General features: G+C 63.4%; 8 protein-coding genes. 4 read left to right on the top strand and 4 right to left on the bottom strand.

The features are described from left to right. Positions 1–336: 336 nt before the first annotated feature. Genes F3J19_RS15495 through tssI form a run of 3 tightly spaced genes read right to left on the bottom strand, consistent with a single transcriptional unit; the run spans position 337 to position 5069 of the window. The gene (locus F3J19_RS15495; protein ID WP_167042791.1) at positions 337–1161 is read right to left on the bottom strand and encodes a hypothetical protein; all 825 of its coding nucleotides are present in this window, start codon (positions 1159–1161) and stop codon (positions 337–339) included. A gap of 1 nt (position 1162) precedes the next feature. After that, a complete protein-coding gene (locus F3J19_RS15490; RefSeq protein ID WP_167042789.1) occupies positions 1163–2293 on the bottom strand; it encodes a hypothetical protein in 1131 nt (376 codons plus the stop codon). 52 nt (positions 2294–2345) lie between these two features. Further along, on the bottom strand, positions 2346–5069 hold the full coding sequence (tssI, locus tag F3J19_RS15485) for a type VI secretion system Vgr family protein (RefSeq protein WP_167042787.1): 2724 nt from the start codon (positions 5067–5069) through the stop codon (positions 2346–2348). 810 nt (positions 5070–5879) lie between these two features. Here tssI and F3J19_RS15480 point away from each other — a divergent pair. From F3J19_RS15480 to F3J19_RS15470, 3 genes are all read left to right on the top strand, one after another. Further along, entirely contained in the window at positions 5880–8228 is a 2349-nt protein-coding gene (locus tag F3J19_RS15480) for an alkaline phosphatase family protein (protein WP_167042785.1), read from the top strand. A 243-nt stretch (positions 8229–8471) separates the two neighbouring features. Continuing rightward, complete coding sequence (locus F3J19_RS15475) at positions 8472–9965, top strand: cytochrome c peroxidase (protein ID WP_167042783.1); 1494 nt, start codon at positions 8472–8474, stop codon at positions 9963–9965. A 167-nt stretch (positions 9966–10132) separates the two neighbouring features. Then, positions 10133–10804 (top strand): hypothetical protein, encoded by a 672-nt coding sequence (locus tag F3J19_RS15470; RefSeq protein ID WP_167042781.1) that lies wholly within the window; start codon positions 10133–10135, stop codon positions 10802–10804. 93 nt (positions 10805–10897) lie between these two features. Here F3J19_RS15470 and F3J19_RS15465 read toward each other — a convergent pair whose 3' ends face one another. Continuing rightward, a complete protein-coding gene (locus F3J19_RS15465) occupies positions 10898–11788 on the bottom strand; it encodes a 2OG-Fe(II) oxygenase (RefSeq protein WP_167042779.1) in 891 nt (296 codons plus the stop codon). A 521-nt stretch (positions 11789–12309) separates the two neighbouring features. Between F3J19_RS15465 and F3J19_RS15460 the strand changes: the two genes are divergently transcribed. Continuing rightward, positions 12310–13629, top strand: a complete 1320-nt coding sequence (locus tag F3J19_RS15460; protein WP_167042777.1) for an efflux RND transporter periplasmic adaptor subunit — start codon at positions 12310–12312, stop codon at positions 13627–13629. Positions 13630–13635: the final 6 nt, after the last annotated feature.

Here is a 13635-nt window from a genome sequence, read left to right as displayed (position 1 = left end):
CGTCAGGATTATCGTATTTCTGCGGTTTTCCGAATCTACGGACTACATCGTCGAATGAAAGCGTACCCATTGCCAGGGCCAGTCCGGCTCGAAGAAGACGAAAAGTCGCTCCTGTTCCTGCACAGACATGAGTTTCGAAATATCCTGCATTTCACTGTGCTCCGTTGTCAGTGGACCGGTCTGTGCTCGAAGGGGCGGGGTGCTCATGAGCAAAAGCATAAGGAGCGCTGCACTCGTCTTCCGCATGCGTGTAAAACCCCTAGTGACTGGCTTGCATAAAATAGGCACGGACTATATCCCTACGGCAATTGGACACACTGCAATTTATGGATCGGATCAAGCCAATCGCTCCGGGCGATACTCACCGGCCCACATCCAGCGCACGTCAGCAGGCGGCATGTCGAGTCGCAGATATGGCTTGAACCTGTCGCCAGCGCGTACCACGGCCTTGCCAACTATTCCCGCTTGCATCCAGCTTTCCCATAGGCCTGTTTCAGGGCACACCATGCCGGTGCGCAGGTTCATCATGCCGTATTTCTGGCGCTTGGCGAGGCGGCGTTGTTCCAGTTCCTCGGGCCTCAGATAGACCCGATCAATTGCAATACTGCGCAGATCGCGCGGATTTTGCAGGCTTCGGAATTCGGGACCGTCGTGCCCGTATTTCCCTTTATACGTCACCGTGACATACACGTCGTATGGGGAATCGGGTGGTAGCAGTTGACGATAGACAAAATCGACAATATCGGGGTCCCCCCCAATGATCACGCCCCGAGGCGAAAAGTAGGAGCCTTGCTCGTTACGCACACCATCAATCGACTCTCCTCTGACTACGCGATGCAGGTTCAGCCTGGCCTCATAGCCCTCCTTCGGAATGTCGGTCGTCATCAGGCTGTCAATATCAATCATGACTGTTTTGACACTCGGCTTTCCGTCAACAAGTAGTAGTTTGTCGAACCGGAAATCAACCGTCACGTTCTTCTGAAGGAAGTATGTATATTCAACAATGATGTCTTCAGGCGAGCTATATGACACTGGCTTTCCGAATCGACGGACTATATCGTCGAATGAAAGCGTACCTGTAGCCCAGGCCAGCCCGGCTTCGAAGAAGGGAAACAGTTGCGCCTGCTCCTGCACGGACATGGGTTTCGGAATGTCCTGCATGTCACTCTCCTTGACTGGCAATGGGCTGCTCTGTGCCCGAAGAATCGGGATGCTCATGAGCAAAGGCATAAGGAGCACTGCACTCATCTTCCGCATGCGTATAAATCCCATAGTGACCGGCTTGCATGAAATAGGCACCTGCCATATCTCCACAATAAAAGGCATCGTTTTCCCAGGGACGGCCGCGGTAGTCCTCTGAGCATCTGTTAGGCTCGGCCACCATGCTGTCGATCATGATCGGAGTGCCGCCGTAACCTGATTTCTGTAGAAGATCGACTGCCAGTTCCCTGACCTTTTCGAATTCACTTTCCAGTGACTGCGTGCTGGACAGATGGCCTGGCGGCCTAACCCTGCCAGTACGCCAGAGATTGAGTACCCAGACATACTGCGCGATGGCTATACGTTTGATACTCGCCAGCATCAAGGGATCGTCAGGTATGGTGGTTTTTCTGGCGAGCTCAACTGCGACAAGTCCATCATCGCTATCTGCGACTACAGCACCCGGCCACTGATCGATCCGTGTATCAGGGAAATTATCCGGATGTTGCTGCGCCATCGCGTAGCTCCAGAACCATTGCTGGCAATGTCGCGACTCGTGGTAAATCGTATCGACAAATGCCTTGAGCGTTCTGAAGCGCAGATAGCGTTGACCCGCATCCTCGTCCGCTAACCGGCTCATAAGAATGAGGTCTTTGAGATCATTGAGATGCAGGAGCAGGCTCCAGTTCGCGGAATCAAAAAAGCCCTGCTCGGGTGCCGAACCCGCCGACACATCGAGTTTTATCTGCGAGGGAACGGCCTGAGCGGGAATACCGCCGTCTTGCGATTGATCCGTCATTGCCTTGACGATAAGCGGCTTTATCAGACTGAGTAGATATTTTTGTCCATCATCGTCAACCGGCCACCTGAGCACCTTCTCCGGCACCCCCTTACCAAAGAAAGTATTCCCCCACTGGATCTTCTCGAACAGTAACTCCACCGCAAACGCGTAATCCCTGGCAACCGGAAACATAAGCTTCCCCTTGCGCTCCGGATCCAGATCAGAAAAGCGCATCCCCCAGCGCTCGGCCGAGCAGAGTGCGTAGGTCGGGATTCTGCCGGCGCTGGTGAGGCCTGGCTGATTGATCTCCACGATATGGTTGCCGACTTTGTGTGTGCGTCTAGCGGGCATTCCTGGCTTTCTCCTATAAATCGGATTTCGTTCCGGCATCCCGGACCAATATCGACCGATGCGTCGAGGCGACCGCGCCACACGCGCGTAGCAGGCTGACGGATGCAATCCGCACGCTGTCGCTCATCGCAACGGATGTTTCGCCGCGTCCATTACTGATCCCTTCGATCACCTGTCCGTCTGCAAGCTCGATCCGGTAACGCTGGTTCGTCATCACCCACCCCGAAACCTGTTCCACAAGCTTGAAATGCTCCGCCACCTTCGCCTGCCCGATATCCGTCATCGGCACGACAAACGGCACCGCCACCGGCGTATCGTTCAGATAACTCGCCGCATGAACCCGATGCCCGCCGTCGGTGTAGACGCTGTACCCCTGCGCATTGATCACGACCTTCGTGCCGGCCGCATGGAACACGATCTCCTTTCCGGCAATCAGATTGATCGATTCCGCCCGGCTGATGATGTTCACCACGCGCTGCGCAATGACCTCGATGTCATCGTGTTGCGCCTCGATCTGCACCTTGCCGGACGCTGCCTTGAGCCGGATGCCGAGGTTCTGCGCGAACACCCGCACGCCATTGACCGCCGACGCCAGCAGCGATCTCGCCGCGGCGATGCTGACGTGTCCGCCGGCCGTGAGCGCGAGATGTTCGCCACTCGCCACGTGGGTGCTTTCCGCGGCCGCGAGACTGATACCCGCGGCGCTGGCCAGCACCATGTCCGGCCTCGCCAGTTGCGGAAACGGCTGCTCCGCATCCGCCCCGCGCGCTACGCCACCGCGGATCGCCTCGTTCTGCATCCTGATCGCTTTCGACACCTCGCCCTGGCTGGCCTGCGGCTCCTGCACCTCGTACTGCCGGGCGAGACCCGCCAGGTTCTCGTGGATATCGCGCGCCTGCGCGAGCCGGGCCACCGTCTCGCCCATGTCCTTCGCCGGTGCGTTCGCACCGCTGCGCGCCTCGGTGGTGATCAGCAGGCCCCGGTTGGCCCGCGCGACACCCCATGCGTCGGTCGCGAGTTCCCAGCCGATGCCGCGCGCCTGCTGGCGGCCTGCCTCGCGCACGATGCGCGTGTTGTAGCCGAGCACGAGACGCGACTGCGCGTGATCGCTGGCGAGTTGCGCCTGGAGCTGGCCCGGCGTGTCGTCGAGCACGACGTGATTGGACTGGCCGGTGGCGCCGCCTTCGAGATCGCGGCTGAGCGTGCCCGAGAGCGCCTGGTTGGCCGGCAGCTTCCACGGCGGCGGGTTCCAGCCGTTGACCATGCGGCCCGATACGTACGGTTTGTCCGGGTCGCCCTCGTGGTAGCCGACCGTGACTTCCTGACCGGTACGGGGCAGGTGGATCGCACCGAAACCATTGCCTTGCCACGGCGAGGACACGCGCACCCAGCAACTGGCGCTGGCGTCCTTCGGGCTGAGACGGTCCCACATGAAGTGGACCTTGACGCGCGCGTAGCCGTCGACCCAGAGCGGCTGGTTCTCCGGACTCACCACGATGGCGGTTTCGCTGGCGCAGTGCGGCTTTTTCTTCGGACGGTTCCTGAAGAACGTATTCGCGGGTTGCAGCACGAAGTCGCTCACGCACTGGCGCGGTTCATCGTTCTCTCCCTCACCGGAAGACTGCGAATCCTGCTGCGCATTGCGGATATCGAGCGTGGTCGACACCACCAGGTATTCCGCGTTCACGTCCTGCTGCGGATGGTCGTCGAGCCAGAACGTCTTCCCGGTGATGAGCCCGCGCAGATTGCCCCGGCCCTTCAGGCGCAGGCCGTGGCGGCGCATGGCATCGACGCGCACGCTCGCGAGGTATCGCGCTTCATCCTCGTGACGGTTCCGTTCACCGGATAGTCCGGACTCCCCGGCGAGCGGCTGCGCGTAGTCGCCCCAGCCGTGCTGTTCGATGCTGTCGCAGGCGCTTTCGCTGTAGCTCGCGTATCCGCCCTCGAACCGAGCGCCGGGGCGCGTGTAGTCGTAATCGGTCAGGCTGACCTTGCCCGCCGTGATCCGGCGCGAGACCTTGAGCCGGTGGATATGCTCTTCATCGACCCGCCGGCTCTCGGGCGCGCGATAGCGGATGCGCCGGTACGCGTCGTCGTGCCGCTTGTGCGAGCCGGGGGAATCGCAGAGCACCAGCGTCAGGCCGTCGAACAGATAGTAGAGGCCCCATTCCCGCCAGAGGCGCGTGAGAAATGCGAAGTCGGATTCCCACATCTGGCGGACATAGTCGCGCTTCGGGTAGCTGCGTTCCGTGCCGGGGCCACCGAGTTCCATCACGACAGGATAGGGATAGCGCGCCTTGAGTATCGCAGAGGTGATATCCACGACGCTCATGTCCTGGAAGATCCGGCTCTCGCGGTTCTTCGTGGCGAGCCACAGCCACGGGCGCACGATGAAGCGGTAATAGGCGTGCCGGTCGTCGCTACCCATCTGCCTGACGCCAGTGATGAGGCCAGAGATCGTGCGGCTGCCGGTGGCGGCGGTTGCCGCGTCGCCGCCGCAGGCAATCGACACGTCGATCACCTGGCCGATCAGGCGATCGGGCACGACCTGTTGCCGCGCCTGCCATAGCGGAAGCGTCGGTCTTTCGATCGTCGCCACGTCGAGCGCGTACCGGTAGAGCCTGCCCAGGGCTTCGGTGCCGTGCAGACGCAACGGCGCGAGCAGCGGCTCATTGCCCCAGGTCGGCAGCGTGTCACAGAAGATAGCTAAAGTGCGGTCCCACGGTGGTTTGGACATGCGTGCATCGAGTGATGGGTCGAGCCCACAGTATCGAAAGCACCTATCCCACCGTCTATAGGAATTGGACTAATTTTTATCCTGAGCAGGCAAATTACTCAATCTGCATAGCTAATTGAGATAGGCCGGTTTGATCTGTTTAGTGATCCTGTACAGCAATACGAATTAATCCCGTTGAATCCGCTGCAAAGAGAAATACAAATAAAAAATCAGAAAAGAAACGGCGAATATGATTGAAGCCGAGGGCCATCCGGGGCGGGCCCGCGCAACCGTGCCGTACTGAATAACACTTCGGCGGTATTAAAAAAGAATGGCAGCCGTGAGCGAACCCGATAACAAATCGCCGCGAATATAAATTACTGCGCGCTTGCACGAACCTGAACAGGAACGACAGTTCTGCGTAAGCAGGGGAATAAACAAAGTGGCGAACAGGGCGGCAAGCAACGCAACCGGCAGAGCAGCGAACAGAACAGCAAATCTCCGCGAAAAGCGGAATCTGGCGCATCGAATCCTAAATATTGGTGATTCGAAGCATGTATTCACGCATTTGCGCACTCATCGTCCTCGGCGCCCGCCGTACGTGCACAACCCTACGGCGATTCGGCCCCGGTGCGAGCGTCGCTCCTGTTTATTACAATAAAGTTTAAATTTGAAAGGTAATTTAAGTAAATTGAAAGTAAAATTTCTTAAAGGTTCCCTGTCATAAAAAAAGAACATACGGACTCGATAATCCCGCTGCGTTAGAAAAATACGGATTTGTTCCGTTTGGGCGGAAAAAAGTTGTACATGCAAACCACCAGGGGTCCCATAATGCCGGTCAGTTCAACACCACGTACTACCCTTCTTTTAACCTCGATCGCGGCGGCCTGCGTGCTGGCAGCTTGCGGCGGCAACGACAATCCGTCGACGGCAAGCAACGGCGGCGGCAACAGCCCGACCCCGACGCAAACCACGACGTTCTCGGGCGTCGTGACCGCCGCGGCTTTCAAGCCGGGCAACGCATCGGGTAACCCGACGATCGCCGCCGGCTACTACGCGGGCGCGACGGTTTGCGTCGACGCGAACGGCAATGGCGTGTGCGATGCGTCGGAAACGAGCACGACGACCGACAGCAAGGGCCACTTCACGCTGAAGACCTCGGCGACCGGCCAGTTGATCGCCGACATCAGCACCAAGGCAACCAACACGGCAAGCGGCGCGGCCGTGCCGAGCCACCTGATCCTGCGTGCTTCGGCCGCGCAGATCGCCGACCAGGGCGCGGCTAACGTCGTCATCAGCCCGATGTCGAGCGAAGTGCAGCGTCTCGTCGAAGCGAACGGCAGCAGCTACGCCACCGAGAAGGCCAACCTCGCAACGCGCCTGAGCGGCCCGGCCCTCGGCGCATCGTCGGTGACGGTGAGCGCGACCGACGCGCTCGGCGACGTGAACACGCTCTCGGGCGCCGAACAGCAAGCGCTGCTGTTCGAAGACAACCAGCTCGAAAACCGCTACACGTACGCGACGACCAAGCTCGATCGCGGCGACATGTATCCGGACAACCTCGCGATGACGGGCGGCGATCCGTCGCTCATCGGCACCTCGGGCGTGATCCAGGCAACGGCCGTGAAGTCGTCGCAGACGCAGGCGAAGATCACGTACGCACAGGCGCAGCAGGCCGCGTTCAACGTCGAAGGCGTGCCGCGCTACGACAACGTGTTCGTGATCATGCTCGAAAACCACAGCGTGGGCCCGACGCCGGGCACGCCGGGCATTTTCGGTTCGACGAACGCACCGTTCATCAACCAGTTCCTGACCAGCAACAACCAGTTCACGACCTACTACGCGACCGGCAACCCGAGCGAGCCGAACTACACGGCACTCGGCGGCGCGGACGACTGGGGTATCGTCGACGACAACTGGTGGGGCTGCGGCGCGGGCACGAGCGGCGCGAACGCACCGACCGACGCGGCCTTCGCCGGCGGCACCGCTTCGGACGGCCAGCCGCTCGTCGCGACGACCGCACTGCCGCCGCAAGACACGAACCATCTGACGGGCCTGACGAGCGCGGCCTGTACGACGGTCGGTTCTTCCGCGAACCACAACGTCGCGGCGCCGAACCTCTTCACGCTGCTGTCGCAAGCGGGCATGACGTGGCGTACCTACAGCGAGTCGATGAACCCGGGTCAGGACCCGCGTTCGGACAGCATCGCCGAACCGACGATCTCGGCCGCCTACACGGGCCCGGGCGCGAACGGCACGGCCTACCCGATGCCTGGCGCGCTGTACAAGACCAAGCACAGCCCGGCAATGCCGTATCAGCTGGCGCGTAATCTGCCGGAGTTCTTCGCCGACAACCGCACGATCTTCGGCACGCAGTACCCGGCGTCCGCCCTGGCTACGTCGAAGGACTATTCGATCCCGACGAACTACAACTACGACCAGTTCAGCACCGACCTCGCGAACGGCGACGTGGGCAACCTGAACTTCATCATGCCCGACCAGTGCGACGACATGCACGGCACCGGCTCCGATCCGTCCTGCTCGAGCGGCAGCACCGCCATCGTGCAGCGCGGCGACGACTACGTGCGTCAGGTCGTGACGAAGATCCAGGCTTCGCCGCTGTGGACCAACAAGAAGCGCAAGGTCGCGATCGTCGTGATGTTCGACGAAGGCGAAGGCAGCTCGACCTCGTGCTGCGGCTGGAACCCGGTGACGTCGAACGTCAACCAGGCACCGCTCACGTTCTCGAACGGCAAGTACTCGCCGGTCACGACGACGCTGTACAACCAGGGCAACCATGGTCACGGCAACTCGGTGTTCGGCGTAGCAACGAACCAGGCGAGCGCGGGTGTGGTCGACAGCGACGAGTACAGCCACTTCTCGTTCGTGCGTACGATGCAGGACATGTTCCAGATCGGCGACCCGGCACAGCCGCAAACGTACCTTGCTCGCGCGAAGTACACCGAGTCGTTCATCGCCGCGAACGTGCTGAACCTGCCGGAACTCGCGGGCAGCGCGGATACGCACTTCGACTCGGTCCGTCCGATGAACCACGCGTACATCACGCCGGCGACCTACACGCAGAAGCTGAACCCGGTCGACGTGACGGGCACCTCGCTGGCTTCGCGCCAGGCGGGTCCTGACGCGAACCAGACCAACGTCTGGGCGCTGAGCAAGTAAGCGGTCGACCTAAGCGGCGGACCGACACACGCAGGGCGCAGCGCGCGCCCTGCGTGTGCAACCCGGCGCCGCAACGCTGCCTGCCGGACCACGGATCATGTGGTCCGGCAGTTTTCCATTCCGTTCGTCCCATTTCCACGCGGCCTTAAGTCGTACGCGCACTCAGCCAGGTCCTTCCACGGACCAAGCCAGGACCGCCCGGCAATCGGACTCAGGTAACACGATCAGGCTCAACACATCGATATGCGAAAAGTTTCTCTCGGCGTGCTTTGCGCGCTTTCCCTCGTATTGGCCGCCTGCGGCGGCGGGGGCAGCGATAGCGGCAGCAACGGCGGCAACGGATCGAGCCAGACCTCGGCGCCGGGCGGCGGCGAAACGGGTAGCGTTGCGCCGCCCGCCGCCGTCACGCTGAGCGCGGCGGCCCAAGTCGGCAAGCAACTGTTCTTCGATCAGAATCTGTCGGGCGGCAAGAACATGTCCTGCGCGACCTGCCATAGTCCGCAGTACGCGTACGGACCGCCGAACAGCCTGTCGGTGCAGCTCGGCTCCGATCCTTCGCTGGCCGGTCAGCGCGCGGTGCCCTCGCTGCGCTACAAGTCGATGACGCCGCCCTACAACGACGTCGCCGACAATCCCGACGGCATCACGCAGAACGCGCCGGGCGGCGGCTTCATGTGGGACGGCCGCGCGACGACGCTGGCGACCCAGGTCTCGCTGCCGCTGCTCAATCCGCTCGAAATGAACAACACGTCGGCCGCGAACGTGGTCAAGGTCGTGCAGGGCGCCTCGTATGCGCCGCTGTTCCAGCAGGCCTTCGGCTCGGGCGTGTTCGCCAACACCGACGCCGCGTTCGCCGACGTCGGCCTCGCGATCCAGGCCTACGAGACGGAAGACCCGAGCTTCGCGCCGTATTCGAGCAAGTTCGATCTGTTCGAATCGAACAAGGTGGGCGGCACGTTGACGGCGGCCGAGCTGCGCGGCCTCGAACTCTTCAACGACACCGACAAGGGCGCCGGCTGCGTGGCCTGCCACTACGCGGGCGCGAACTTCAACGGCTCGGTCGGTCTGATGACGGACTTCACGTATCAGGCGATCGGCGTGCCGCGCAACGACACGCAGATTCCCGACAACCCCGACCCGATCCCGAGCAACGCAACGACCTCGTACTACGACCTGGGTCTGTGCGGTCCGCTGAACAACCTCCACACGCCCGGCACCGCGACGAGCGGCGCGGGACCGGATTCGTTCACGGGCGTCAACGTGCCCGATCCGTATTGCGGCCGCTTCAAGGTGCCGACGCTGCGCAACGTCTCGACGCGCACCGCGTTCTTCCACAACGGCGTGTTCCATTCGCTCGTGCAGGTGCTGAACTTCTACAACACGCGCGACACGAACCCGGAATACTGGTATCCGAGCACCGGCGGCGATACGACCCACATGGTGCAGAACCCGTCGTTCGCGCTGTTCCCGAGCGCCGCATCGGGGGCGACGGCGACGCCGTTCAACGATCTGCCGGTCGCCTACCAGGGCAACATCGACGAAGAACTGCCGATGGGCCAGGGGCAAACCGACGCGGGCGGCACGACTGCGGCGGACGGCGCGCTGGCCCGCCCGGTCCACTCGACGCCGCAGCTGACGCAGCAGAACATCGCCGATCTGGTCTGCTTCCTGAACACGCTGACGGACGGCTATCAGCCGCCCGCCACGCCCCCCACGAGCGGCGCATGCGTGAACTGACGACGCATCGATGACGATCCGCGCGCGGCCGGCTTCTCGTGGAGCGGCCGCGCGCCGGCGTTCGGGCCGTCGTGCCTCGGACCGCCGGCACCGCTGCCGCGCGCGCATCGCCTGCCGCCTGCCGCACCTAGCCGTTCAATAAGCCATCCAACCTGAGCAACAACACCATGACGCGACGTACCACCGCCGTCCGCCTTGCCGGCGGCGCGCTTTCCCTGTTTGCCCTGACCTTCGTCGCCGGCTGCCATGACAAGAGCCAGGACGCCAATCAGGAAAACTTCACGGCCGCCATCAACGATTTCCTCGGCCAACGCGGTCACCTGTGCCTCGCCAAATACGACTGGCCGATCTACACCACCACCGACGATCGCACCGCGGGCACGCGCGACGCCGTGCAGATGCCGGTGCTCGAAAAGCTCGGCCTCGTGACGGGTAAGGACATGATGGTCGAGCGCGTCGACGCCGGCGGCAAGAAGATCACCGCGGCCGCGCGCCAGTACGAACTGACCGACGAAGGCAAGAAGTACTACCTGCACATTCCGGAAGTGGTCGCGACCGGCACGTCGCGCGTCACGCATCCGGCCGACTTCTGCGCGGCCACGCTGACGCTCGACAAGGTCGTGGGCTGGGAGCGGCCGATGCAGCTCGACGGCAAGACCGTCACGTCGGTGGTCTACACGTACAAGGTCGAGCCGGCGCCGTGGGCGAAGGACGCCGACGCGCAGCGCGTGTTTCCGATGGTCAAGCGTGTGATCGAAGGCGCGGGCACGATGCAGTTGCGCGAGGGCATGCACCTGACCTCGAAGGGCTGGGTCGCCGACGAGATTTTCCAGCGCTGAAGCGGAACGCGCAGGCGGCGCAACGTGCGGGCCGGGCGCGCTGCCCGGCACCTGGGGTGCCTCGAACCTGAAACGCTCAGGTCCGCCCGGCGCTCAGGCCTGCTGGCGCGGCACGAAGCGGCGCGCGCGCAGCCATTTCGTCGCGACCCACTTCTCGCCCGAGCGCAGCGGCGTGCTCGCATGCAGCGAACTCGGATCGGCAAGGCCGAAGCGGTTGCCGTATTCGAAGTAGAGCGCGTGACCGCGCTGCGGCGTCACCGACCAGCCGAGTTGCGGGAACACCGTTTCGCCGCCGTCTTCCACGTCGTTCAGATACATCAGCAGCGTGCCGACGCGCTGGCCGCTGCGCGCGATCGACTCGCGATTCGCCTCGTTGCCCGCGATCAGATAGTCGACGTGCGGCGTCGATTCGGCGCCTTCCTCGTAGTTCAGCATTTGCAGCCCCTCGCCGTTCTCGGCCGGCAGGCCCGTGAGTTCGGCGATGCGCGCTTCGAGGCGCGCGATCAGCGGCGTCTCGGCGAGGCGGAAAAACATCCCGTAGCTGCTGCGATGACCGGCCACGACGTTGCGGCCCGTCACCGGATCGACGACGGTCGAGCGGTCGAGGCGCGGCCGCGCGAGCGCAATCAGCTGCTCGCATTCGTCGGCGCTCAGAAAGTTGGCGAGATGCACGGCGGCGGGCCGTTGCAGGCGCGACAGCACGCGCACCTTGCGCTCGCCGAGCTGAAGCTGCGCGCCGTCGCGCACGCGCAGCGGTTCGGCTTCGTAGCTGAGCGGCGCGGCGCCCACTTCGAGCTTGTCGCCCGGCATCGGCGTGCCGTAGAGGAACGCGGCGGACACGGCGTTGACCATCGCCGCCGCGAGTTCGGCCGCGTTGTTGCGGCTGACCAGCTCGTTGACGATCGCTTGCGGCGCGACGCCGCGCGTGAGATTGGCGGCGATCCAGTCGCGCACTTCGGCGGGAAAATTGACGGTGATGGACATCGGGGTGACAGGCGCGCGGCCTGGAGGGTTATGTCGCGGAAAGAGGCGGGAAAGAAGCCGGGCTCGCATGATAGCGGTCGATTGTGACGCGCTTTAGACAGCGGAGCGGGTCCTGCCGGGGCGGCCCGGCCGTTTTTCGTTACCGCATATTGCAGCCGCGCGCGGCCGGCCACGGCCGATCGATCCCCTTCCACGCGGCCCCGAGCCCGCCTGTCCGGGCGCCGCGCGGGGCCGCGTTGCCTTTCACCGCGTCAACTGTTGCACCGCTGTAACTCAAGCGTTCGGCAGCCCGGCTACATTGGCGCCATGCGGGCATCGCGCTTGCGTGCCGTTGGCGCCTCGATACGCGGCCCGATACGCGGTCCCAAGCACGGCCCCGCTTCCTTACGTTCAGATAACAGCACGTCCAGAGGACTTCGACTGATGACAACGCGCGCAAACCATGGCACTTTTGCGCAGTCCCATCAGAGGACGACGTTTCCACCGATCATCGACGCTACTATCCGTCCACGGAGATCAACATGAGCGAAGCCGTGTCCCCGCCGCCGAAGCGCTCCCGACGCGGGCTCGTCATCTTCGTGGCGATCGTGCTCGTGCTGATCGCGCTGGTTGCGATGCATGTGCTGACGCGCAAGAAGCCCGCGCGCGAGAACACGGCCATCGTCGTTACGGTCGCGAGCGCGACGCTCGGCTCGATGCCGGTCACGCTGAGCGAGCTCGGCACGGTGACGCCCACCGCCACCGTGACCGTGCTGCCGCAACTGAGCGGCTACCTGACCGAGGTCGGCTATCACGAAGGCCAGGAAGTGCAGAAGGGCCAGTTCCTCGCGCAGATCGATCCGCGCCAGTACCAGATCAGCAAGCAGCAGGCGCAGGCGACGCTCGCCAAGGACCGCGCCTCGCTCGCCCAGGCGCGCGCCGATCTCGCGCGCTACACGCAGTTGAACGAGCGCAAGTCGATCGCGCAGCAGACCTTCGCCGATCAGCAGTTCCTCGTGCAGCAGGACGAGGCGGCCGTGCAGGCCGATCTCGCCAACATCGCGCAATTCGATCTCGATCTCGCCTATTGCCGCATCACCGCGCCGATCGCCGGCAAGGTCGGCCTGCGCCTCGTCGATCCGGGCAACTACGTGACCGCGTCGTCGTCGACGGGGATCGTCGTCATCACGGCGGTCAAGCCGACCACGGTGCAGTTCACGGTGCCGCAGGACGCGCTTGCCTCGATCGTGCAGCGCATGAACAGCGGCGCGAAATTGCCGGTCACCGCGTATTCGAGCGACAACGCGCGCGAGATCGCCACCGGCACGCTCTACGCGATCAGCAACCAGATGGCGACCGCGACCGGCACCGTGACCTTGCGGGCCACCTTCGCCAACGACGACGAGGCGCTGTTCCCGAACGAGTTCGTCAACGTGAAGCTGCTCGTCGATACGATGAGCAACGCCGTGCTCGTGCCGACCGCCGCGGTGCAGACCGGCGCGCCGGGCGACTACGTGTATCTGGTCAATGCGAACGGCACGGTGTCGGTGCACAAGGTGAAGCTCGGCCCGAGCGACGGCAGGAATACGGTGATCCTCTCCGGCCTCGCGGCGGGCAACCAGGTCGTGACGGACGGCACCGACCGGCTCAGCGACGGCGCGAAGATCGAGCCGGCCCATGCGAAGCCCGCGGCGGCGGGCGTGAACGGCGCGAGCGGCGCGGCTGGCGAGGGTGGCATGGGCGGTGCGGCGGCGAAGCCCGAGGCCGCTTCGGAGAGCGGCTTCAAGCGCCTCCTGCAGCGCGTTTTTCCGCCTGCCGCGAAGCCCGCTGCGCCGGCGTCGTCATCCGCCGCTTCGTCGTAACGGACC

The sequence above is a fragment of the Burkholderia sp. Ax-1724 genome (assembly GCF_011752995.1).
GTDB lineage: Bacteria > Pseudomonadota > Gammaproteobacteria > Burkholderiales > Burkholderiaceae > Paraburkholderia.
Note: the sequence above shows the minus strand (reverse complement) of the source record. Positions and strands in the feature narration are given on the sequence as shown.

Bases quoted from the DNA above. Each gene is read 5' to 3' on its own strand.
- F3J19_RS15470 (WP_167042781.1), top strand. From the start codon at position 10,133: ATGACGCGACGTACCACCGCCGTCCGCCTTGCCGGCGGCGCGCTTTCC.
- tssI (WP_167042787.1), bottom strand. From the start codon at position 5,069: ATGTCCAAACCACCGTGGGACCGCACTTTAGCTATCTTCTGTGACACG.
- F3J19_RS15480 (WP_167042785.1), top strand. From the start codon at position 5,880: ATGCCGGTCAGTTCAACACCACGTACTACCCTTCTTTTAACCTCGATC.
- F3J19_RS15495 (WP_167042791.1), bottom strand. From the start codon at position 1,161: ATGCAGGACATTCCGAAACCCATGTCCGTGCAGGAGCAGGCGCAACTG.
- F3J19_RS15475 (WP_167042783.1), top strand. From the start codon at position 8,472: ATGCGAAAAGTTTCTCTCGGCGTGCTTTGCGCGCTTTCCCTCGTATTG.
- F3J19_RS15465 (WP_167042779.1), bottom strand. From the start codon at position 11,788: ATGTCCATCACCGTCAATTTTCCCGCCGAAGTGCGCGACTGGATCGCC.
- F3J19_RS15460 (WP_167042777.1), top strand. From the start codon at position 12,310: ATGAGCGAAGCCGTGTCCCCGCCGCCGAAGCGCTCCCGACGCGGGCTC.